1 pseudogene is annotated in these 298 nt (G+C 60.4%); it reads right to left on the reverse strand.

Annotated elements, in window-relative coordinates:
• Window positions 1-66: 66 nt before the first annotated feature.
• A pseudogene (locus tag WFQ67_RS30240) lies at window positions 67-298 on the reverse strand (phospholipase); the annotation flags it as partial.

Genomic DNA, 298 nt, shown 5'->3' on the forward strand with positions numbered 1-298 from the left:
TCAGTTTGAGTCCATGGCCATTGCAGGCGGCCAGCAGCAGGGCCATCAGCAGGAGTAGGCTGCGCATCAGTCGAGGTTGCTCAGGGTGGTCTTGTCGTAGAGGAACTCCACCAGTGGTGTTTCGGGCATATCGCCGGCGGCTTGTCGTGTTTTGTTCTCGTTGATGAGCTTCCCCCAAGCCTTAAAGGCATCCTTCGGATTGTCCTGTGCCCCCTGCCCAGCGGTATGCAGGCTCCAGAGCCGGCGGCGCATGGCCTGGGTTACCTCGTGCCACTCGTGGAGGATGTTGAGCTCGCTG

The sequence above is a fragment of the Pseudomonas sp. USHLN015 genome, from assembly GCF_037153275.1.
Classification (GTDB): Bacteria; Pseudomonadota; Gammaproteobacteria; order Pseudomonadales; family Pseudomonadaceae; genus Metapseudomonas; species Metapseudomonas tohonis.